The 21,686-nt window shown below is 67.1% G+C and carries 23 protein-coding genes; 13 read left to right on the top strand and 10 right to left on the bottom strand.

Translation table 11 applies throughout. The annotated features are described in order from the left end of the window. Positions 1-24: 24 nt before the first annotated feature. The gene (locus AB4Y92_RS10405; RefSeq protein ID WP_441819569.1) at positions 25-726 is read right to left on the bottom strand and encodes a pirin family protein; all 702 of its coding nucleotides are present in this window, start codon (positions 724-726) and stop codon (positions 25-27) included. Positions 727-822: 96 nt separating this feature from the next. Between AB4Y92_RS10405 and AB4Y92_RS10400 the strand changes: the two genes are divergently transcribed. From AB4Y92_RS10400 to AB4Y92_RS10375, 6 genes are all read left to right on the top strand, one after another. Continuing rightward, the gene (locus AB4Y92_RS10400) at positions 823-1,743 is read left to right on the top strand and encodes a LysR substrate-binding domain-containing protein (RefSeq protein WP_441819568.1); all 921 of its coding nucleotides are present in this window, start codon (positions 823-825) and stop codon (positions 1,741-1,743) included. 236 nt (positions 1,744-1,979) lie between these two features. Beyond that, a complete protein-coding gene (locus AB4Y92_RS10395; RefSeq protein WP_441819567.1) occupies positions 1,980-2,687 on the top strand; it encodes a PadR family transcriptional regulator in 708 nt (235 codons plus the stop codon). Between the two features lie 69 nt (positions 2,688-2,756). Beyond that, entirely contained in the window at positions 2,757-3,572 is an 816-nt protein-coding gene (locus tag AB4Y92_RS10390) for a siderophore-interacting protein (RefSeq protein ID WP_441819566.1), read from the top strand. Positions 3,573-3,612: 40 nt separating this feature from the next. After that, entirely contained in the window at positions 3,613-4,869 is a 1,257-nt protein-coding gene (locus AB4Y92_RS10385; RefSeq protein WP_441819565.1) for an MFS transporter, read from the top strand. A 114-nt stretch (positions 4,870-4,983) separates the two neighbouring features. Beyond that, positions 4,984-5,430: an AAA family ATPase gene (locus tag AB4Y92_RS10380; RefSeq protein ID WP_441819564.1), complete on the top strand. Its 447-nt coding sequence runs from the start codon at positions 4,984-4,986 to the stop codon at positions 5,428-5,430. Beyond that, the gene (locus AB4Y92_RS10375; RefSeq protein WP_441819563.1) at positions 5,420-6,175 is read left to right on the top strand and encodes a tRNA(His) guanylyltransferase Thg1 family protein; all 756 of its coding nucleotides are present in this window, start codon (positions 5,420-5,422) and stop codon (positions 6,173-6,175) included. Before AB4Y92_RS10380 ends, AB4Y92_RS10375 begins: the two co-directional genes overlap by 11 nt. A gap of 81 nt (positions 6,176-6,256) precedes the next feature. Here AB4Y92_RS10375 and AB4Y92_RS10370 read toward each other — a convergent pair whose 3' ends face one another. The 4 genes from AB4Y92_RS10370 to AB4Y92_RS10355 form a co-directional block, all read right to left on the bottom strand. Further along, a complete protein-coding gene (locus tag AB4Y92_RS10370) occupies positions 6,257-8,683 on the bottom strand; it encodes a membrane-bound PQQ-dependent dehydrogenase, glucose/quinate/shikimate family (RefSeq protein ID WP_441819734.1) in 2,427 nt (808 codons plus the stop codon). Between the two features lie 366 nt (positions 8,684-9,049). Next, the gene (locus AB4Y92_RS10365) at positions 9,050-9,247 is read right to left on the bottom strand and encodes a hypothetical protein (protein WP_441819562.1); all 198 of its coding nucleotides are present in this window, start codon (positions 9,245-9,247) and stop codon (positions 9,050-9,052) included. A 47-nt stretch (positions 9,248-9,294) separates the two neighbouring features. Next, positions 9,295-9,525: a hypothetical protein gene (locus AB4Y92_RS10360; protein ID WP_441819561.1), complete on the bottom strand. Its 231-nt coding sequence runs from the start codon at positions 9,523-9,525 to the stop codon at positions 9,295-9,297. A gap of 147 nt (positions 9,526-9,672) precedes the next feature. After that, entirely contained in the window at positions 9,673-11,631 is a 1,959-nt protein-coding gene (locus AB4Y92_RS10355; RefSeq protein WP_441819560.1) for a TonB-dependent siderophore receptor, read from the bottom strand. Positions 11,632-11,719: 88 nt separating this feature from the next. Between AB4Y92_RS10355 and AB4Y92_RS10350 the strand changes: the two genes are divergently transcribed. Continuing rightward, on the top strand, positions 11,720-12,616 hold the full coding sequence (locus AB4Y92_RS10350) for a LysR substrate-binding domain-containing protein (protein ID WP_441819559.1): 897 nt from the start codon (positions 11,720-11,722) through the stop codon (positions 12,614-12,616). Positions 12,617-12,631: 15 nt separating this feature from the next. On the opposite strand, the gene AB4Y92_RS10345 is transcribed toward AB4Y92_RS10350, so the two are convergent. After that, on the bottom strand, positions 12,632-13,189 hold the full coding sequence (locus AB4Y92_RS10345) for a TetR/AcrR family transcriptional regulator (RefSeq protein ID WP_441819558.1): 558 nt from the start codon (positions 13,187-13,189) through the stop codon (positions 12,632-12,634). Positions 13,190-13,352: 163 nt separating this feature from the next. Between AB4Y92_RS10345 and AB4Y92_RS10340 the strand changes: the two genes are divergently transcribed. Then, entirely contained in the window at positions 13,353-14,363 is a 1,011-nt protein-coding gene (locus AB4Y92_RS10340) for an alpha/beta fold hydrolase (RefSeq protein WP_441819557.1), read from the top strand. A gap of 79 nt (positions 14,364-14,442) precedes the next feature. Here AB4Y92_RS10340 and AB4Y92_RS10335 read toward each other — a convergent pair whose 3' ends face one another. Beyond that, positions 14,443-15,300: a PA4780 family RIO1-like protein kinase gene (locus tag AB4Y92_RS10335; protein WP_441819556.1), complete on the bottom strand. Its 858-nt coding sequence runs from the start codon at positions 15,298-15,300 to the stop codon at positions 14,443-14,445. A gap of 96 nt (positions 15,301-15,396) precedes the next feature. Here AB4Y92_RS10335 and AB4Y92_RS10330 point away from each other — a divergent pair, with 96 nt between their 5' ends. Beyond that, positions 15,397-16,107, top strand: coding sequence for an rRNA pseudouridine synthase (locus AB4Y92_RS10330; protein ID WP_441819555.1), 711 nt, complete (start codon positions 15,397-15,399; stop codon positions 16,105-16,107). Positions 16,108-16,144: 37 nt separating this feature from the next. On the opposite strand, the gene AB4Y92_RS10325 is transcribed toward AB4Y92_RS10330, so the two are convergent. Continuing rightward, a complete protein-coding gene (locus AB4Y92_RS10325; RefSeq protein WP_441819554.1) occupies positions 16,145-16,756 on the bottom strand; it encodes a hypothetical protein in 612 nt (203 codons plus the stop codon). Positions 16,757-16,917: 161 nt separating this feature from the next. Here AB4Y92_RS10325 and AB4Y92_RS10320 point away from each other — a divergent pair, with 161 nt between their 5' ends. After that, positions 16,918-17,853 carry an NAD-dependent epimerase/dehydratase family protein gene (locus AB4Y92_RS10320; RefSeq protein WP_441819553.1) on the top strand — a complete coding sequence of 312 codons (936 nt, stop codon included), beginning with the start codon at positions 16,918-16,920 and terminating at the stop codon, positions 17,851-17,853. Between the two features lie 317 nt (positions 17,854-18,170). Beyond that, a complete protein-coding gene (locus AB4Y92_RS10315; protein WP_441819552.1) occupies positions 18,171-19,493 on the top strand; it encodes a lipase family protein in 1,323 nt (440 codons plus the stop codon). Positions 19,494-19,558: 65 nt separating this feature from the next. Here AB4Y92_RS10315 and AB4Y92_RS10310 read toward each other — a convergent pair whose 3' ends face one another. Further along, a complete protein-coding gene (locus AB4Y92_RS10310) occupies positions 19,559-19,906 on the bottom strand; it encodes a hypothetical protein (RefSeq protein WP_441819551.1) in 348 nt (115 codons plus the stop codon). A 585-nt stretch (positions 19,907-20,491) separates the two neighbouring features. Between AB4Y92_RS10310 and AB4Y92_RS10305 the strand changes: the two genes are divergently transcribed. After that, complete coding sequence (locus tag AB4Y92_RS10305) at positions 20,492-20,863, top strand: hypothetical protein (protein ID WP_441819550.1); 372 nt, start codon at positions 20,492-20,494, stop codon at positions 20,861-20,863. A gap of 77 nt (positions 20,864-20,940) precedes the next feature. Here the strand turns inward: AB4Y92_RS10305 and AB4Y92_RS10300 are convergent, their stop codons facing one another. Then, positions 20,941-21,159, bottom strand: coding sequence for a hypothetical protein (locus AB4Y92_RS10300; RefSeq protein WP_441819549.1), 219 nt, complete (start codon positions 21,157-21,159; stop codon positions 20,941-20,943). Positions 21,160-21,495: 336 nt separating this feature from the next. On the opposite strand from AB4Y92_RS10300, the gene AB4Y92_RS10295 reads away from it, so the two are divergent. Beyond that, positions 21,496-21,686 (top strand): hypothetical protein (locus tag AB4Y92_RS10295; RefSeq protein ID WP_441819548.1); only part of this gene is annotated, 191 nt, incomplete at its 3' end.

The following is a 21,686-nucleotide window of genomic DNA, read 5'->3' as shown; positions in this document are numbered from 1 at the left end:
CCTCGTGGGCCGCGCGGGCGGCAATCAGCCTGCGGTATCGACCAACACCAGTTCGGCATCTTCGATCGCGGTGACCCGGATCGAGGCCTGATCGCGGATCGCCGCGCCATCGCGCGCCTGCAAGCGCAGGCCATCGACTTCGACCGTGCCCGTGGACGGCACCAGATAGCCGTAACGCCCTTCGCCGAAGGCGTACTCGGCCGATTCGCCGGCGGCCAAAGTCAGACCAAGCACACGCGCATCGGCGCGGATGGGCAGCGTGTCGTGATCGCCTTCGATGCCGCTGGCCAACACGACGAAACGGCCGGAGCGATCGCTCTTGGGGAACGGCTTGCTGCCCCAGGTCGGCGCGCCGCCGCGCTGATCGGGAATGATCCAGATCTGGAAGATGCGCGTGGTCTCGGGCTCCAGGTTGTATTCGGCGTGCTGGATGCCGGTGCCCGCGCTCATCACCTGCACGTCGCCGGCCACGGTGCGGCCGCGGTTGCCGAGGTTGTCCTGGTGAGTGATCGCGCCTTCGCGGACGTAGGTGATGATTTCCATGTCGGCGTGCGAATGCGGCGGAAAGCCGCTGTTGGCCTGGATGGTGTCGTCGTTCCAGACCCGCAGCGCGCCCCAGCCCATGCGCGCATCGTCGCGGTAGCCGGAGAACGAGAAGTGGTGCTTGGCGTCGAGCCAGCCGTGGTTGGCGCCGCCGAGGCTTTGGTAAGGGCGATGTTCGATCATGTCCGTGCTCCTGTGTTTGCGCTTGGCGGTCACGATAGGCCGATGCGACTGGCTTTAGAATCGAACCAATCGAAAACGATCGTTTCCAAAACAGACATGAACAAGCTGCCCGACCTGGAAGCCTGGGCGATCTTCGCCAAAGTCGCCGAGACCGGTTCCTTCGCCCGCACCGCGGCCGAGTTCGGGCTGTCGCAGGCGACCGTGTCCAAGGCGGTGACGCGGCTGGAAACGCGCCTGAAGACCGTGCTGTTCCATCGCACCTCGCGGCGCATGTCGCTGACCGAAAGCGGCCGCGGCGCGCTCGAACGCGCCAGCCGCATCCTCGCCGAGGGCGAGGCGGTGGAAGCGGAAATCACCGCGCAGGCCAAGAGCCCGAGCGGGCAGGTGCGCATCGCCGTGCCGATGTCGTTCGGCATCGCCCATCTGTCGCCGCTGCTGCCCGAGTTCATGCGCCGCTATCCGGACATCGCCCTGGAAATCGTGTTCGACGACGGCGTCACCGATCTGGTCGGCGGCGGCTACGATCTGGCGCTGCGGATCTCGGCGCTGGCCGATTCGAGCCTGCTGGCGCGGCGCCTGTGCGGCGTGCGCATCGTGCTGGTGGGCTCGCCGGGGTATTTCGAAACCCATGGCCGGCCGACGCATCCGCGCCAACTCACCGAGCATCGCGCCTTGTTGTACACCTACTCGCGGTTCGGCAATGCCTGGCGTTTCACTCACAAGCGTCACGGCGATTTCTCGATCAGCCTGCCGGCGCCGCTGCGCGTCAACAACGCCGAAGCCTTGAATCCGGCGCTGTTGGCGGGGCTGGGCGTGGCATTGCAGCCGGAATTCCTGGTCTGGCGCGAACTGCGCAGCGGCAAGCTGGAAGCGGCGATGCCGGAGTGGTCGCCGCCGCCGATCGCGCTGCACATCGTCACCCCGCCCGGACGCATGCGGCCGCAGCGGGTGCAGGCCTTGATCGACTATCTGGCGCGCAAGTTCGAAAAAGCGCCGTGGGCCGATCCGGCCGGTTGAGTCGCGGCGGCGTCGCGCGCGGCGCTTTGAACGAATGCAACGGTGGCTCGCGGCTGTGGGCGGGCGGCGCGTGCGCCATCGTCCGCGAGGGCGTCCTTTGCTGCCTGCGATCCGTCCGAAGATCCGGGCCCGAACCTGCCGACGAACGGTCGCCCGCGACCGGTTCCGGCGCTTGACGACGTATCTTACGATATATATCTTAAGACCTATCTTCTGATAGTTAAGGTACTCCTCTCATGTTTCGTCATTTCCTCCATGGCCAACGTTGGCCCTTTGATTTTGAAGGATTTTCCCGCTTCGACCGATCGTCCTGCCAAGCCTTCTCGGAGGCCGCGGGCCGCCATCACCGCGGCGGTGGCCGCGGTGGCCGGGGCGGTTTCGGCCCGGGCCCGGGCGGCGGCGGTTTCCCCGGTGGCTTCGACGGCGGCGACGGTTTCCCGCGCGGCCGCAAGTTCACCTCAGACGATCTGCAATCGCTGCTGCTGGCCCTGCTGGAAGACCAGCCCAGCCACGGCTATGAATTGATCAAGGCGCTGGAAACGCGTTCGAACGGTTTCTACAGCCCCAGCCCCGGCATGGTGTATCCGGCGCTGACTTACCTGGAAGAACTGGGTTACGTCACCGTCGAAGTCGAAGGCAACCGCAAGCGTTACGCGCTGGCCGAACCGGGCCGCGCGCATCTGGCCGCCAACCGCGAACGCGTCGATATGATGTTCGCCAAGTTGACGCATATCGCCCGCAAGATGGATTCGGTGCGGCGCGCGCTGGCCGGCGAAGACCCGAACGATCCCGGCGAAGACGGCTGGCTGCCGGAGTTGATCAACGCCCGGCGCGCTTTGAAAACCGCGTTGTTCCGCCACGAAAACGTGCCCGCCGCCGAGCAGCGCCGGATCGCCGAAATCCTGCGGCGGGCGACGCGCGAAATCGAAGGCGACAACGACTGACCTTCGCCGCGTCCGCGCGCTCCCGTGGTTCCCCACTCCAGCCGGCATACGCCGACACAAGGCCTTTGCATGCAACAACCCGACGACCTGGCGGTCGTGCGCGTCCGCCATCCGCTGAAACTGCGCCTGTTGCGCGTGGCTCGGGTGGCGGCGGTGACGCCGCATCTGCGCCGCGTCACTCTGAGCGGCGAGGACCTGCGCGACTTCGCCTCCGCTTCGTTCGACGATCACGTCAAAGTATTTTTCCCCGCGCCCGGGCAGGATCGCCCGGTGCTGCCGGAACTGGGCGCCAACGGCCTGAGCTACGCCGCCGATGCGCCGCGTCCGGTGGTGCGCGATTTCACCCCGCGGCGTTTCGACCCGGCTGCGCTTGAACTCGATATCGAGTTCGCCCTGCACGATGCCGGCCCGGCCACGGCGTGGGCGATGCAGGCGCAGGTCGGGCAGTACCTCGGCATCGGCGGCCCGCGCGGCTCTCGCGTGATTCCGCCCGGGTTCGACTGGCATCTGCTGATCGGCGACGACACCGCCTTGCCGGCGATCGCGCGGCGAGTGCAGGAGCTGCCGGCGACGACGCTCGCCATCGCGGTGGTGGAAGTCGCCGATGCGAGCGCGTGCATCGATTTCGCCACCGCCGCGACCTTGCAAATCCTGTGGTGCTATCGCAACACGTCATCCGCGAACGGCGACGAATTGCTGCGCGTGGTGAGCGAACTGCCGCTGCCCAGCGGCGAAGGCTATGTCTGGGCCGCCGGCGAATCCAACGCGATCCGCGCCGTGCGCCAGCATCTGCTGAGCCAACGCGGCATCGACAAATCGCGCCTGCACGCCTCGGGTTACTGGAAGCGCGGCGCGCAGGATGTGCACGACCATTTCGAAGACTGAAATCTCCACGATCGCGGCCGCCCCGACCGCAAGGACCCCCATGTACTCGTTACCCCTTCCCCAAGAGCGGCGCCTGTTGTGGCTGCTCATGCTGACCCAGTTCACCCTCATCATGGATTTCATGGTGATGATGCCGCTGGGCCCGCAGATCATGCATGCGCTGCATGTATCGCCGGCGCAGTTCGCCGCCGCGGTGTCGGCCTATTCGATCTGCGCCGGCCTGTCCGGCCTGCTCGCCGCCACCTACATCGACCGCTTCGACCGGCGCAAACTGCTGCTGGCCATGTACGCGCTGTTCGCGGTCTCCAACCTGGCCTGCGCGCTGGCCGACAGTTATGCCTTGTTGCTGGCCTCGCGCGCGTTCGCCGGCATCAGCGGCGGCGTGCTCAGTTCGATCATCATGGCGATCATCGCCGACGTGGTGCCCGCGCAGCGACGCGGCGTCGCCACCGGCACGGTGATGACGTCCTTCGCCATCGCCTCGGTGCTCGGCGTTCCGGCCGGCGTGCTGCTGGGCGCGCACTTCCACTGGTCGGCGCCGTTCTGGCTGCTTGTGGCCTTGTCGGTGCTGGTGTGGATCGGCGGTTCGCGTCTGGTTCCGCCGCTCAATCAGCATCTGTCGCGGTTGCCGGTGCCGTTGAGCCAGGCGCTGCCGAATCTGTTCAAGCTGTTCTCAAGCTCGCGCCATCTCAACGCCTTCGCTTTGACCTTGATGTTGACCACCTCGCAAATGCTGGTGATCCCCTTCATCTCGCCGATGCTGGTCGCCAACCACGGCATCGACCCGGCGCAGCTGTCGTGGATGTACATGGCCGGCGGCGTGGCGGCGTTCTTCACCTCGCGCCTGATCGGGCGCCTGGCCGACCGTTACGGCAAGCAGCTGGTGTACCGGATCGCGGTGGTGGTGTCGTTGCTGCCGGTGTTGTTGATCACCCATCTGCCCGCGGTCGGCTTCGTCGCGATGCTGATGTTCTTCCCGTTCTTCATGGTGTCGATGAACGGCCGCATGGTGCCGTTGCAGGCGCTGCAGACCACGGTCCCGCAAGCCGCGCAGCGCGGCGCCTACCTCAGCGCCAACAGCGCGATGATGTCGCTGGGCACCGGCCTGGGCGCGTGGCTGGGCGGCCTGATGCTCAGCACCGACGCCGGCGGCCACATCGTGGGCTACGGCACGGTGGGCTGGATCGCCGCCGCGCTGGCACTGTGCTCGGCGTGGTGGGTCGGGCGGGTGACTTCGGCCGACGAACCGCCGCTGGCGCCGTTGCCGGTGGCGGAAGAGCGCAGCGGCGCGGTGTGATTGGCTTGCGCCGATGACACGCATAGCCGGTTGATTCGATCGCGTCGGGGCTGGTACAGCGCCGACGCGATTCGTATCCTCGGTGGCCGGCGACAGGGATACGCGGTACGAGTCATGGAAATGCTGTTGTTCATGGGGGCACAGGGCGCGGGGAAGTCCACGTTCTACCGGGAGCGATTTTTCGACACGCATGTCCGGGTCAATCTGGACATGCTGGCGACCCGGCATCGCGAGAAACTGCTGCTGCATGCCTGCTTCCAGATGAAGCAGCGGTTCGTGGTGGACAACACCAATCCCACCCGCGAGCAGCGCGCGGGCTACATCTCTCTGGCCCGGGCTCACGGTTTCGCGGTGGTCGGTTACTGTTTCGAACTGCCGTTGGAGGATTTGCGCTCGCGTAACGAGCAGCGCAGCGGCAAGGCGCGGGTGCCGGACGTGGCGATCCTGTCTACATTGAAGAAGTTCGAACGCCCTTCGCCCGAGGAAGGTTTCGACCATCTCTACCGTGTGGACACCCACGGCAGCACGTGCACGGTAACGGAGTATCTGCATGAAGTTTGAAGACCTGGATGCGCGCATGCGCGTCTACGAAACCGCGCACGATCACTGCGTGCTTCCGGGCCTGCACATCGTGGTGCGCCTGGACGGAAAGAACTTCACCCGGCTGACCAAGCAGACCTGGCCGTTCGAGGCGCCGTTCGATCCGCGTTTCCGCGATCTCATGCTGGACACCGTCACCCACCTGATGGAATGCGGGATCGGCGCTGTGTACGGCTACGCGCAAAGCGATGAGATCTCATTGTTGCTGCGTCAGGACGATACCACCTTCGGCCGCAAGACCCGCAAGTTGATCTCGGTGCTGGCCGGTGAGGCCAGCGCCAAGTTTTCGCTGGGATTGGGCGGGCTGGCCAGTTTCGATGCGCGCGTGTGCCAGTTGCCGTCGCAGGCCAGCGTGATGGATTACTTCCGCTGGCGCCATGAAGACGCGCATCGCAACGCCCTCAGCGCGCACTGCTATTGGCTGCTGCGCAAGCGCGGGGAATCGGCGCAAACCGCCAGCGCGGCCTTGCTCGGCCTGTCCACCGCCGGCAAGAACGAGCTGCTGTTCCAGCACGGAATCAACTTCAACGATCTGCCGTCGTGGCAAAAGCGCGGTGTGGCGGTGTTCTGGGAGGATTACCAGATACCCGCCGTCAACCCGAAGACCGGCGAAGACGTAACCGCGCAGCGGCGGCGCCTGACGCGCGACCTCGATCTGCCGCTGGGCGATGCTTACAACGAGTATGTGCGTGCGTTCATAAGCTGAGGCGCCGAGACCATCGCTGCGGTGCCCAAGCATGCCGCTGAAACAAGACCGGCGCGGCCGAACGATTTCGGCCGCGCCTTTTTATTTCGCCTTGCCCGCCTCATCCGGCAACGTCCACGCAATCACGCTGTCGCCCGGCTTGGTTTCCATGCGGTCGTGGCCGCCGACCGCGGCGACGATGTATTGCTTGCCGTCGATGGTGTAGCTCATCGGCGCGGCCTGTGGTCCGGCGGGCACGCGGGTTTCCCATAGCAGCGCGCCGGTGCGGGTGTCGAAGCCGCGCATGAAGTTGTCCAGCGAGGCGCCGACGAAGGTCACGCCGCCCGCGGTGGCCAGCGAGCCGCTGTTGTTCGGCGTGCCGAGTTCGAACTTCATGTACGAGGGAATCCCCATCGGCCCCTGGTCGTAACCGGTGCCGAGCGGCCGGCGCCAGATCACTTCCTGCGTCCGCAGATCGACGCCGGAGATGTAGCCCCACGGCGGCGCCACGCACGGGGTGTTGAGCGGCGACATCCACGGTTCCTTGCGCGCGCCGTAGGCCAGGCCTTCCTGCGCCATGTAGCCGGGCGTCTTGCTCTTGCCGTTGAACACCGACACCACGCCGAGTTTGTTCATTTCCTCACGCGGGTAGACGTTCTCGGTGTAGGGCAGGCGATTGCTGTTCATCACCATGATGCCGCGGCGCAGATCGACCGCGACGCCGCCCCAGTTGATGCCGCCGTGATTGCCGGTGTACGACAGCGAACCCTGCAGGCTCGGCGGGGTAAACATGCCTTCGTAGCGCAGCTTCTTGAACTGGATGCGGCAGGCCAGTTGGTCGAACGGGGTGATGCCCCAGGCGTCGGATTCCTTCAGCGTTTCATAGGTCTTGCTGGGCGCGCCGACGGTGTTGGGCATGCCCGGCGACACCGGCTGGGTCTTGGCGGTCCAGTCGCCGTGATCGGTGCCCTGCGGAACCGGGATCTGCTGGACCGGCATGATCGGCGCGCCGGTGGCGCGATCGAGCACGAACACCTGCCCGGACTTGGTCGCCTGGATCACCGCCGGCCGCACCGAGCCGTCGGCCATCGGCCAATCGACCAGATTCGGTTGCGGGCCCAGGTCGTAATCCCACAGATCGTGATTGATGGTGCGAAAGTGCCAGCGCTCCTTGCCGCTGAGCGCGTCCACGGCGACCAGGGTCGCGGTGTATTCCTCTTCCTGCGGGGTGCGCTGCTTGCCGAAGAAATCGCCCGAGGCGTTGCCGGTCGGCAGATAGACCAGACCCAGTTCGTCGTCGGCCGCCATCAGCGTCCACACGTTCGGCGTGGAGCGCGTATAGGTCCGGCCCGGCGGCGGTTCGGCGGTGATCGCCGGATTGCCCAGGTCCCAGGCCCAGCGCAGTTGTCCGCTGATCGCATCGAAGGCGCGCACCACGCCCGAGGGCGCGTCGCGTTCCTGGCCGTCGCGCACTTGCCCGGTGGGTTGGATGACCACACCGCGCATCACCACCGGCGGCGAGGTCGGGCCGACGAAGCCGGGCTTGGTGTTGCCGGTGCCGGCGTTGAGATCGACGAAGCCCTGCTGGCCGAAGCCGGTGCACAGCTTGCCGGTCTGCGCGTCGAGCGCGCCGAGGCGGCCATCGACCATCGGCCAGAAGATGCGCGTGGGGCATTCGGCGGTGCCCGGCGGGGCCTGGTAGTACGACACGCCACGGCAGGTGGTGGCGGCGACGCCGGCCATCGCCTTCGGGTTGGTCTTGGGATCGAAGCGCCAACGCTCCTGACCGGTAGCGGCGTCCACCGCGATGACTTTCTGCGTCGGCGTGCAGATGTAAAGCAAGTCGCCGACCTTGAGCGGCGTGTTCTGGAAGGCATAGCCCAGGTTGGAGCCGGCCGGTTTCAAGTCGCCGGTGTGGAACTCCCAGGCCAGCTTCAGGTTTTTCGCGTTGTCCGGAGTGATCTGATCGCCGGGCGTGTAGTGATTGGACAAGTTGGAGCCGGCATAGGCGGTCCAGTTGCCGGCGTCGTGATTGGCGGCGACGTTGCCGTCCGGGCTGTTGACCACGGCGCGGCTGAAAGGCGCGGGGTTGGCCTGCGCGGACGGCGCGGCCAGCTCGATCGTGGACGGATACAGCAGCGGCCCGAAGACCAGCGCCGCGCCCGCCAGCGGCAGCACCGCGCTGACCAGGGCGTAGCCGAAGCCCGACGGCGGCAGCTTCCAGCGTTTCGCCGCCACCCACAGCGGCAGCAACACCAGGCCCAGCACCGAAATCCAGGCCAGGCGCGGAATCAGCGCCCAGCCGTCCAGGCCGACTTCCCACAAGGCCCAGGCGATGGTGGCGGCCGAGGTCGCGCCGAACAGCCAAAATCCGGCGCGCCGGCGCAGCGCGATCAGCACGCCGGACGCCAATACCGCCACACCGGCGAGCACGTAGTACCAAGAGCCGCCCGCGGCGACCAGTTGCGCGCCTTCATAAGCCAGCGCGGCGCCGACCAGGGCGATCACCCAGGCGTAGGCCGACAACAGCCAGAAGCGAAGCCCACGTTCGGAACTTTTACGAGTCATGGCGGCACCTGCGCAGGGGCGAGGGAGACGTGCGGACTACAGGTCACGCGATCGGGCGGCGTGACGGCCGTACACGGTGCCGGGGATCGCCCCGGCATGCGCAAGCCGCCTCGGAAACGAGCAGGGCCACGGTGTGCATGGACGCAGACTAGCGAGATCACGCGGACGTGGCGAGTGCAGGATATCGGCCCGAAACCGGCGCCAACGCATCGCACGTCACCTTTTTCCATCGCGGCCGCGTCGAGGCGGTCGCGGGCGTGCGACGCTTCGGATCAGGTGAAGATCGGGTGATTGCGATCGTGGCGGCGAGGCCTGTCCGATGGCACGTCAAAGCGTCAGATAGACGCCGCCGATCACGCATGCGGCGCCGAACATCAGGCTGCTCGACATCCGATTGGATAGTCGCGCGCGGCGCAGTGGCGATGCCGTCGCGCCGATGGCGCGTCGATGGGCGTGGGAATACAGGCCGTGCAGCAGCAGATACACGCCGGCCATGATCGTGAGCAGCCCCAGATAGGTGGCCATGTGCGGGTTTCCCGGAGGCGAACGGCGCGGCTTTAATCAGCACGGCGTCAAAGCGATTGCACCAGCCCGTAGCGTTCGAAGTATTCCTTCGGCACGCTGGCGTCGCCGCGGCCGGCGTACAGGAACGACATCACCAGATCATCCGACTCGCGGCGATCGACCCGCGCCGAGGTAATGCCCGGCACGCCGTTCATCGCCACCACGGCCAGTTCGGCCAGCGCCGCCGCATTGGCGTGCGTGCCGTTGTTGCGTTTCAGTCTGAGGGTCTGGCGTTGCATCGCGCGTCTGCCGGCAGGACCAGCGGCCAGCGTGGACCCGCGTTTGCGATTTCGGTGTGATGAGCGCGGACCGGCGAACGGCGCTGAACCGATTCTGCGACCGCGTGCCGAGAGCGCGGCGGCGGCGCGTCACGATCCGCGCTTCGACTAATCGCCCAGGGTCAGGCTCAGCATGATCCTGCGCTCGGGCTCGTAGGTCTGGATGCCGCTGGTGCCGGCGATCCAGGCGTAGCGGTCGGTCGCGTTGTTGATGCGCAGCCGCACGGCCGCGGGCGTGCCGGCCCAATCGAAGCGGTAGCGCGCGCCCAGGTTGAGCACGGCATAGCCCGGCGTGTCGAAGCGATTGAGCGCATCGGCCGGACGCGGGCCGTAGTAGTTGGCGTCGGCGTCGATCGACAGCCCCGGCACGCTGGCGAGACGGTAGTTGAGGTTGAGCAGCGCCTGCCGCGCCGAGCGCCCGAGCGGACGCTTGCCCATCGACCCGTCCGCGACCGGTTCGCCGCGCAGACGCAGTTGCATCTGGGTGATGCCGGCGACGACGCTCAAGCGTTCGCCGAGGTCGCCGGCCAGCGACAGTTCGATGCCGCGATGCGAAACCTCGGTGAGGTAGCGATAGACGGCGTTGTTGTCGAACCCGGGCGAGGGCTTTTCGATTTCGAACGCCGTCGCCAGCAGCGCCAGATCCGGCCGCGCCTGCCATTTGACGCCCAGTTCGTGCTGGCGGGCGAGGATCGGCCGCAGCACTTCATAGGCATTGGCCGCGTTTTCCGGCGCGCTCACGCCTTCTTCGATGCCGCGCGCGGTCGCGGCGAACATCGTCGTGCGCCGGCCGAAGGGAACCACCAGCGCGGCGTTGTGCAGCCACGCGGCCGAGGCGCGCGAATGCTTCGGGCTCGTCAGCGGATGCGAGCGTTGTTCGATGTGGGCGCGGCGCGCGCCGAGGTTGAGGGCGAAGCCGTCCTGATGCTGGTACTGCCATCCCAGGCCGAATTCGTACTGATCGATCGCGGCGGTGGAGTAGGGCGCGCCCCTCACCGCGCCGGGGCCGTCGATACGCGTGGTGCCTTCCAGGATCGACACCGGCCCGATCCGCACATAATCCACGTGCGGATTGCGGTAGTCGGAGCGGCGCAGCCGCGCCAGCCCGGTGAGTTCGTGACGCTGACGCGCGCCGGTCCAGTCGTAACTGGCGACGGCTTCGTGGCCCCAGGCTTCGATCCTGCGACCGCGCGCGACCACGGTCGCCGCTTCGGCGCGGCCGTCGGGTTGCACGGCGTCGAACAGGTTGAAGTCCGAACGCGGGCGATTGACTCCGGAGTACAAGCTCGACCAGCGGTAGTCCCAGGCGTTGTCGCGCGCGATCGTGGCGGCGATCAAACCGTAGGTGCTGTTGCGCGTGTCGTAACGCGACCACGGCTGGCCCAGGTAACGTAGCCGCTCGGGCCTGGGCAGCGCCTGCGTGCCGGCGGGGGTGAATCCCACATCGGCCTGGTACTGGTGTTGGTAACGGGTCAGCACGCCGGTGATTTGCCAGCGCTCGCCCAGGCGCGCGCGCGGCACCAGGCCGATGCCGTAGTACTCGGCCTCGTTGCCGAAGATGTAGCGCGCGCTGTGCGAACCGATGAAGCCCGCGGCCAACGACAGGTTTCCATCGTTCGATCGGCGCGCGACGTGTGCGCGCAGATACGGCCGCGGGTTGTTGTCGCTCAGGTGCTGGAAGCCGAGTTCGAGCTTGCTGCGTTCCCGGTCGCCGGCGATCAAGCGGTAATCGACCAGCCCGGACGGCGCCGGGAAATCCAGGTCCAGGGCCTGCGAGCCGACGCGCACGCGCACGGCTTCGACCACCGCGTCGGAAGGATTGGCGGCGCGCACGAAGTAGGCGTCCTCAAGCCGGTAGTTGCCCGACTCCTGCAGATTGAATCCGCGCACCAACGATTCGGAATACAGGCCGATGCTTTCCTGGCCGATGCGATGGCCGAACGCGTCGCCGGCCTTGTGCGTGGGGCCTTCCTGCGCATGCGCGCCGCAGGCCAGGCCCAGCGAAGTCAGCAAGGTCGAACCGACTCGCGTGGGTGTGCTTCGATGCAGCGGCGGTGTTGAGCGCATGGCCTGCGGCTTCAGTGGGCAGGAGCCTATTGAAGCGACGCCGCCGCGGTTGACATAGCGCGACGATCGGTGATGAGCTGTGCGGCACATGCACAGCTCGAAGCCGCTGCCGCCGCTGGAAGGCCTCAACGCCGTCATCGCCGCGGCCGCCACCGGCTCGTTCACCGCGGCTGCCGAGCGCCTCGGGTTGACCCACGGTGCGGTGAGCCGGCGCGTGCACGCGGTCGAGCACTGGCTGGGCACGGCGGTGTTCGAGCGTCACGGCCGCGGCGTGCGAGTGACTCCGGCCGGGCAGCGCTTCATCGCCCAGGTGGAGCAGGCGTTGAGCTCGATCAGCGAGTCCGCCGACCGCTGGCGTCCGCGCCGCGAATTGCCGGTGATCCGGCTCAGCCTGGTGCCCTCGTTCGCGCGCCTGTGGCTGTTGCCGAGGATGCGCGCGCTGCAGGATTTCCCCGCGCAGCGCCGGGTCGAATTGATCATCGAACACCGCCTGGCCGATCTGGCCGGCGGCGAAGTGGATCTGGCGGTGCGCTACGGCAAAGGCCAGTGGCGTGATGTTTCCTCACAGCTGCTGTTCAAGGAGCAACTGATTCCGGTGGCCTCGCCGGAACTGGCCGGCGAGTGGGGAGGTCACGCGCCGGCGAGCCGTCTGGCCGAGGCGCCGCTGTTGCACGACTCCGATACCAGCCAGTGGAAGGCGTGGCTGAAAAGCCAGGGCGCCGCTTTTCGCAGCAAGGCCGCGGATCGGCGCTTCGAGGATTACGACCTGGTGCTCGCGGCGGCGAAGGCGGGACTCGGAATCGCGCTGCTGCGCACGCCGCTGGCGCAGGAGGCGATGGAATCCGCAGCGTTGGTGCGCGTATCGAAGACGGCCATCGCCAATCCGTTCTCGCATTACCTGGTCATGCGCGCCGGCGAAGCGCGCGGCATGGTGCTGGAGGCCGCCGGTCGCTTGCTGGCGTTGTCGGCGCCGATGCGGCGTTGACCGCCGCGGCAAACCTCAGCCCAGCAGATCGTTCGGCAGCCGCTTGAGCACACGCCGGAACGGCGCCGGATCGCCCAGACCGCGGGAGACGATCAGCGCGCCCTGGATGCGCACCACCGCGTCTTCGCCGCGCTGCTGCGCTTCGCGCTCGGACACGCCTTTTTCCTTCGCCAGCCGCGCGAACCCTTCGATCAGTTTGCGCAGCGATGCGCCCAGCCGGTCCTTGAACACCACGCCGGCGTCGCCTACGACCAGATTGCCGAAGAAGCAGGCTTTCGCGCCGCCGTCGTAGAACTCGTCGAGCACGCCGATCACTTGCCGCAGCCGCTGCTCGGGCGGGCCGGAGGCGTGGATCGGCGCGAAGATCGCATCGCGCGCCCAATCATCGACGTGATCGAAGACGGCGCGCGCCATGTCTTCCTTCCCGCCGGGAAAGTAGTGGTAGAGGCTGGAGCGGCCCAGGCCGGTGGCGCCGGACAACTGGCCCAGCGAGGCGGCGTCGTAGCCGTATCGGCGGAAGGCGCCGAGCAGGCGGTCGACCACGGTTTCGCGCGTGAATTGAGGGGCGGGCATAGGCGGACCTGTCTGTACCGTTCGGTTTAGTGGTGGCGGCCGGCGGGGCCGCCGGCGGAACAATGAAGTGTCGAAATTGGCTGCGATGCCGTAGTTGACGGGAATCATACCCGAGCCTATTGTACCGATCGTTCGGTTCATAATTCACTCAAGGAATCCTGCCATGTCCGCCCCGTCCCCTGTGCTGCGTCCCGCCTCGCGCCTGCGCCGTGCCGCCGCGTCCGTACTCGTGATCGCTATCGCCCTGGCGCTGCCCGGCCTCGCCTCGGCGCAGCAAGCCGAAACCCCCGCTCTCGCCGCGCAGCTGGATCAGGCCAGCGTCGTCCACTATCGGAAAGCCGTCGTCGATGGCGTGGAGATCGCCTATCGCGAAGCCGGCCCGAGCGATGCGCCGGTGTTGTTGCTGCTGCACGGATTCCCGAGTTCGAGCCACATGTATCGCGACCTGATGCCGCGCTTGGCCGACCGCTATCGCGTCATCGCCCCGGACTATCCCGGCTTCGGCCAGAGCGCGGCGCCGCCACTGGATAAATTCGAATACAGCTTCGACCACTACGCCGCGTTGATGGACGGCTTCACCCGGCAACTGGGGCTCAAGCGCTATGCGCTGTACCTGATGGACTACGGCGCGCCGGTGGGCTTCCGTCTGGCCAGCGCGCATCCCGAACGCGTGAGCGCGCTGGTCGTGCAGAACGGCAACGCCTACGAGGAAGGCATCGGCAAGTTCTGGGACCCGATCAAGGCCTATTGGAAGGACAACAGCGCCGCCAATCGCGAACTGCTGTTGAAGGCCGGCTTGTCGGCGGAGGCCACGCGCTGGCAGTACCTGGACGGCGTGCGCGACCCGAGTCTGGTCAGCCCGGATGCGTATGCGCTGGATCAGGCCTATCTGGAGCGCCCCGGCAACAAGGACATCCAGCTGGCGCTGTTCTTCGATTACCAGCACAACCTGAGCAAGTATCCGCAGTGGCATGCCTACTTTCGCAAGCATCGCCCGCCGACCCTGGTGATCTGGGGCAAGAACGATCAGATCTTCCTGGCCGCCGGCGCGGAGCCCTACCGTCGCGACAATCCCGATGCGCAGGTGCATCTGCTCGACACCGGCCATTTCGCGCTGGAAACCCACGGGCCGCAGATCGCCGGGTTGATCCGCGATTTCCTCAAGGACCGCTGATGCGTTGAAAGCGGCGGCGCGCAAGCCGGTCGCGCCGCCGCGGAACGAGCCCGCATGGCCGTCGCCATGCGGGCTCGCGTCAGTCCTCGGCCGCCGCGGCTTCGCGCCCCTGCTGGCGGATCAAAGCTTCTTCGCGCGCGTCGTTGATCGCATGGCGCACGCTGTCGAGATCGACCACCGACTCATCGTGGACGAAGGTCCCGGTGAGTTCGCTGTCCGGATGCAGATCGCCGGCCTCGAACAAGGCCCACATCTCCTCCGCGTACCAGGTGTCGAGCAGCTCCGGCGCCCAGGCGCCCAGGCTGGCGGTTAGGTTGTTGACGTCGCGCAACAGCATCGTGCGCGCGGCGTTGTTGCCGGCGGCGCTGACGACTTGCGGGAAGTCGATGATGACCGGGCCGTCGGGCGCGACCAGCACGTTGTATTCGGACAGATCGCCGTGGATCAGCCCGACGCACAGCATCTTCACCACCTGCCTCACCAGGAAGCGGTGGAAGCCGCGCGCCTGATCCGGCGCCAGTTCGACCTCGCCCAGGCGCGGCGCGGAATGGCCGTCGGCGTCGGTCACCAGTTCCATCACCAGCACGCCGTGGAAATAGCCGAAGGGCTCGGGCACGCGCACGCCGGCCTCGCGCAACTGGTACAGCGCGTCCACCTCGGTGTTCTTCCAGGCGGTTTCCTGCTGCTTGCGTCCGTACTTGGTGGCCTTGCCGATCGCGCGCGCCTCGCGGCTGCCGCGCACCTTGCGCCCTTCCTGGTACTGCACGCGCTGCTGGAAGCTGCGCTGGGCCATGTCCTTGTAGACCTTGGCGCAGCGCACCTCTTCGCCGCAGCGCACCACGTACACCGCCGCCTCTTTGCCGCTTTTGAGCGGGCGCATCACTTCATCGATGACGCCGTCGTCGATCAGCGCCTGCAAGCCTGTGGGAGTCTTCATCTAGTCCTAATGAATGAAATCGGTCCAGCGGCGGGGGATTTACCGCCGGGCACCCGCATATCTTTACACTTAGCGCCTTTCCCGCCGACTTTTTCCATGTCCGAGCCTCTCCGTCTAGATAAACGCGTCGCAGAACTGGCGGGCTGTTCGCGCGCGCAAGCCCAGCAGTACATCGAGGGCGGCTGGGTCCGGGTGGACGGCGAGGTGGTGGAAGAGCCGCAGGCGCCGGTCTCCACCGAGCAGGTCGAACTGGACCCGCAGGCGCGGCTGGAGCCGGCGGAACCGGCCACCGTGCTGCTGCACAAGCCGGCCGGCGTGGATTTCATGGACATTCCCGGCCTGGTCGTGCCGGCCGCCCGTGCCGAGGGCGATGTCTCCGGAGTGCGCCTGCTCAAGCGCCATTTCCACCGCCTGACCCCGCTGATGCCGATCGACGCGGAGGCCTCCGGCCTGGTCGTGCTGAGCCAGGACGGCCGCATCTGGCGCCGCCTGACCGAGGATTACGCGCAGATCGAGCAGGAATTCGTGGTCGAGGTCAGTGGCGAGCTGGGGCCTTACGGCCTCAAGCGCCTCGCCCACGGCCTGGAATACCGCGGCCGCCCGCTGGCGCCGTGCAAGGTCAGCTGGCAGAACGAAACCCGCCTGCGTTTCGCGATCAAGAACCCGCAGGGCGGGCAATTGCGGCATATGTGCGCCCAGGTCGGCCTGCAGGTGGTGTCGAGCAAGCGTCTGCGCATCGGCCGGATCTCGCTGAGCAAGATGCCGGTCGGACAGTGGCGCTACCTGCCGGTCGGCGAGCGGTTCTGATTCGCGCCGGCATCGCGGCTTTGCGGGGCCGGCGCCGTCAATCCGCCAGCAGCGACCAGTCCGCGGCGTTCAGGCCGAAGCGTAAGGGCTTTCCGCCCTTGCCCTCGCTGGCGCTGTCCCACTGCCCATCGCATTCCACCGCGCCGCTGTCGCGGTCGAGCTGACACGAATTCAGCGCGGTCATGCTCAGGCCGGCGGCGAAGCGGCGAAATTCCTCGGCCTTTTTGCGGTCGGGGTTGCGCGCGGCCAGTCCGTTCAAATGCCCGCGTACCAGTTCCTGTGCCCGCGCCAATGTCGGCTGCGGCGCCGGGGTGTCGGCGTCCTGCACGATCCGCCAGTCCTTGCCGTCGGCGCGGAAGCGATAGGCCTGATAGCCGTCGCGCATCGGCGCGTCGAGTTTGACGATGCAGGCGGTCTGCTCCGCATCGACCCGCTGGCAGCCCTGCACGGCGGCGATCTTCATCGAATCGAGCATGCTGCGCATCAGCGGCGAGGTCGTGCCGGCCTGCTCGCGCCTTTGCGCATCCAGGGCGCGGCGGTAAGCCGCATTCGCCTGCTCGGTGTCCGGCGCCGCGTCGGACGCGAGCGCATTGGCGGAGACAAACAACAGCAGCCACAACCTGCGGCGTGTAAGCGCGATGGAAAGCATGCGTACCGACTCGGCGACGCGGGCGAGCGCCGCGGGGCCGTCATTCTACGCAGCCGCGCGGCGCGATCCGTGGCCCGCGCCGGTTGACGGCCGATTGCGCACAGGCCGAACATGCGCCGGTGCCGGCTTCGCTTTGCGCGATCAAACGGGAGATGGCTTCGATGGAGGTATTTATCGCCGGCGGTTCGGGCGCGATCGGACGTTGCCTGGTGCCGATGCTGGTGGCGCAAGGGCATCGCGTCACCGCTATGACGCGTTCGCCGGACAACGCGTCGGCGTTGCGGGCGATGGGCGCCGAGGCGGTGATCGCGGACGTGTTCGATGCGGCGAAACTCATCGACGTGGTGACACAGGTCAAGCCGCGGATCGTGATCCACCAGTTGACGGCCTTCGGCGAAACCCAGGCCGATCCGCTCGTGCAGACTAACCGCGTTCGCAGCGAAGGCACGCGCAATCTTGTCGAAGCCGCGCGCGCGGCCGGGGCGGCGCGCTTGATCACGCAAAGCATCTCTTTTGTCTGCTCGCCGCACGGAGAAGGCCTCAGCGACGAAAGTACGCCCTTGTACCTCGACGCACCCGAGGCCGTCCGGCCGCTGGTGCAGGCTGTCGAAAAAATGGAACGGATGACGCTGAACACCGACGGCATCGAGGGCGTGGTGCTGCGTTACGGCTGGTTCTATGGGCCCGGCACCAATTACGACCCCGCCAACTCGATCCCGCGTTCGGTGCGCAAAGGCCGCGCGCCCATCGTCGGCGAGGGCGCAGGAACCTACTCCTTCATTCACTTGCGCGACGCCGCGCGAGCGACGATGCAAGCGCTGACCGGCGCTGCGCCCGGCATCTACAACATCGTGGACGATGAGCCCGCGCGCCTGAGCGAATGGCTGCCGGTCGTCGCCGAGCTTCTGCAAGCGCCGCCGCCGGCGCATCTGCCGGTAAGCGATGCGCGGCGCGCGCTCGGCGACATGCTGGTCTACATCATGAACGAGCAGCGCGGCGCGTCCAACGCGAAGGCCAGGCGCGAGTTGGGTTGGGAACCCGAGATCCGTTCGTGGCGCGAGGGGTTCAAAGCGCTGTATTCGTCCGCATCGCCGTAGCGAGGCGGCGATGGCAATGCGCTTCGTTCGAGCGCGCTGAATTGCCTGAATCGAAATTCGGTTCTTTCCGCGTCCGCGGCAGCCTCGCGCGTTCGGGTTTTACGATCGGCCGCGTCTGTACTTAAGAGCCATCGCAATCACCGCGATCGCCGACGCCGCAATCGCGCTGCCGCGCAGCTGAACGTTCGAAGACATGTTCATCTGCATGGTGCATCGCGGCTTGATCGAACGGCGCGCGCTGGCGACCGTCGCCTTGTTACCGTCCGCGCCGATGCCGGTGCGGCGTCCTGTCGATACCCCCAATCCGGGAGCACGAAATGTCCGAGACGAAACACACCAGCCGCCGCCGCGCCGCGCTGATGGCTGCATCGCTGGCGATCGCGGGCGCGGCCGGTTCGGCGCAAGCCAGGCTAGCGCCGGGCGACGATCCGTTCTATCAGTACACCGGCGACACGCCGCTGGAAAACATCGCCCCCGGCACGGTGCTGAAGACGCGCACCGTTCCGTATCACGTGGTCGGCTTCGCGCTGCCGATCAAGACCACGCAGCTGTTGTATCGCTCGACCGGACAACTCGGCCAGCCGACCGTCAACGTCACCTCGGTGATCCAGCCGGTGTTCGCGCTCGGCCGGCAGAAACTGATCTCGTACCAGTCCTTCTACGACTCGCTTAATCCCGACGATGAGCCGTCGTATGCGATCTCCGGCGGGCTGACCCTGGGCGGGTTGATTCCGAATGTCGAGACGGCGCTGATCGCGCCGTTCCTGTCGCAGGGCTACAGCATCGTGATCTCCGACACTCAGGGCCAGCGCGCGAATTTCGCCGCCGGGCGCGAGTACGGCATGAACACGCTGGACTCGGTGCGCGCCACCTTCAATTCGCCCGCGGTCGGCCTGGCCGGCGACACCAAGGTCGCGCTGGTCGGTTACTCGGGCGGTGCGATCGCCACCGAGTGGGCGGCCGAACTGGCGCCGTCCTACGCGCCCGACATCGACCGGCGCATCGTCGGCTCGTCGATGGGCGGGGTACTGGTGCATCCGGCGCACAACCTGCATTACGTCGATGGCAGCGCGGTGTGGGCGGGGATCATGCCGATGGCCATCGTCGGCGTGTCGCGTTCGTTCCAGGTCGATCTGACGCCCTACCTCAACGACTACGGCAAACAGCTCAGCGAGCGCTTGAAGAAGGCGTCGATCATCAACGTGCTGGCGCAATACCCGGGACTGACCTGGGCCTCGATCGCCAAGCCCGAATACGCCACGCCCGAGCGCATTCCGGTGTTCGTGGAGTTGGCGAACGACTTGATCATGGGCACGGGCGGCACGCCGTCGGCGCCGTTGCTGATCCGCCAGGGCGCCGGCGGCGAACTCGAGGGAACCCTCGGCAACAAGCCGGGCATCGGCCGCGGCGACGGCGTCATGATCGCCGGCGACGTGCGCACGCTGGCTCGCGACTACTGTTCGCGCGGCGTCAAGGTGCAGTACGGCCAGAGCGAACTGCTCAGCCATGTCGGCGCCGCCGCGGTGTGGATTCCCGAGACGCTGGTATGGGTCAACGATCGCTTCGCCGGTCGCACGGCGCCGCAGAACTGCGCGAACATCGCGCCGGGCAATCCGCTGGATCCGATTCCCGCGCCCTGAGGCGGCAGGTTGTGATCACGCTGGGTTCGCCGAATCCAGCGTGATCGTCCTGTATCGCCGCGCTGCTAGTGGCTGCGGGAATCGCCGCGGCTGCGATCGATCGTATCCGGCGCTGCATCGTGCCCGGCGCAACTGTCCGGCCGCGGCGAACCGGCGGCTGCCTCGGCGTGCTGCGCGTCGTGGTGTTCCCGGACCAAGCGGGCGATGCGTCCGCGCGTGGACGGATGCATGACGTATTGCTCCGCGGCGATGGGGAACTGCTCGGCCAGCGCTTGCCGTACCTGACATGGCGTAATGCCAGCATCGCTGGCGATATCTTCCACGATGCGCCGATCGGACATCGACGACGGCGCGGCCTGCGCCTGCATCCCCAACAGCGTCGCGGCGAGCGCGAGTACGAATCTTCTGTGCATTGGACTGTCCCGGTAGGCGTAGCGAGTCGGCCGCGAATTCGAGGCGAGCGCATCCGCCCCGCATGCCGGCGGCGACAGCCGGCGACGATGCAGGTGGCGCAGCGCCCATGGAGGTCGCGCTTGAAGAACTGCGTACACAACGGATACCGCTGAGCCGTGTGCGGCCGCAATGCGCGCGCGACGAAGCCGGCGTGCGGGCGACGAAAGCGGGGTTCGCAGGTGCGAACGCAGGCGGCTGTGTCGAGCCTGGGACGATACTATCGGCGTCGTGGCCCGGCAGGACATCGCAAGCCACGGCGCTTGTCGGCCTTGCCGCGACGGCTGCGATGGAAAACACGAACGAGCGGCCGCGAGACTTTCAAAGGCCCGTCATTCCCGCGGACGCGGGCTCTGCTTTACTTCGGCGTAGCCGAACATCCAGTGTCTTTCGTGCGAGAACGTTTGAAGCCGCTGGATATTCGGCTACGCCGAAGCAAAGCAGAGCCCGCGTTCGCGGGAATCACGATCAAAAGCGCAGACACCCCACACCCGCAGCACAGACTTCGAACAAGCTCTTATGAAACCGACTGTGTCCCGCGAACCCCCATGCGCCTGATCCTGCGCACGCTGCTGGCGATGGCCGCGGCGGCCGCCGCACTGGTGCTGGTCAATCTGGCCGGCGGCGAGGTCGCGCGTTGGCTGGGACTCGCGCCGGGCGGCAATGCGCGCCTGGGCTGGGATCTGGCCTGGACGATCGCCGGCGGCATCGCCGCGATTACGACGGCGGCGCGCTGCGCCTCGGCGGCCGCGCGCGGGCATGCGTTGGCGTGCCTGGGCTTGATAGGGCTCGCCACCGTCTACGCGGTGGTGCAACTGGGCGGCGACTTCCCGCGCTGGTTCAATGCCGGCCTGGTGCTGAGCCTGCCGCTGCAAGGCTGGCTCGGCTTACGCTGGGGCCTGGGGCGGACCGGCGCCTGAGGATGCGCGCGACCGCGGAGGGCATTCGGCCCCTCCACGGCGCTCAAACGAAGTTCGAAGCGCGATCTGCGCCGGGCTTACTCGGAATCTTCTTCCTCTTCCTCGTCGCCCTCTTCTTCATCCTCTTCGTCTTCTTCGTCCTCGTACTGCTCGCCCAGCGAGTACAGGATCCACGGTTGGCCGTCGGCGCGGGTGCCGGTGGCGATCGCGATGATCACCCAGCTGTCTTCCAGGCGCTTGTTGACTTCCTGCACGTCGTCGGTTTGAAAAACCGCTCCAATCGTTTCCAGATCCACGATGCTCGCTCCTTTGGGGTGGGGCGGAAGCATAGAGCAGGCCGATGTCGCCGGTAAGTACGTTGACAGGCGCGCCCAGGGCGCTTCCACGTCCGCGCCGGCTGACCGGGCGGCGAGCGCGCGGAGGAAGAAACCGGCCTGGAACCGTGACCAAAATCGCCAAGGAACACACTCGCTCAGCGAAATTTATCGAAACTGCATGAGCGGCCGCGGTTCCGAAAGTTGCTTGCAACTTGCGCCGCAGTGCGCGTGCACCATGGCCGCCGCGATTGTCGCGATGGGAGAACCGCTGTGAGAAGAATCATCGATGTATCACTGCGCGAGCGAGGACCGGGCATGCGCCCGCTGCTGACGCGCGCGGCCTTGTTGATGGGCGTGCTGGCGCTGGCCGGGTGCCCGAAGTGGGAGCTGGATTCCGCGGCGGTTTCGTCTTCGTCCGAGCGGGCCGCGCCCGCCTCGGCGCAGACCGCCGTCGCCACGCCCGCGGCCGCATCGGCGGCCGCCGTCGGCGCCGCGCCGGTCCAGGC

This window comes from Lysobacter sp. TAB13 (assembly GCF_052113885.1).
Taxonomy (GTDB): Bacteria; Pseudomonadota; Gammaproteobacteria; order Xanthomonadales; family Xanthomonadaceae; genus Lysobacter; species Lysobacter gummosus.
The sequence above is the reverse complement of the archived record's forward strand: the minus strand, read 5'-3'. Positions and strand labels throughout refer to the sequence as shown.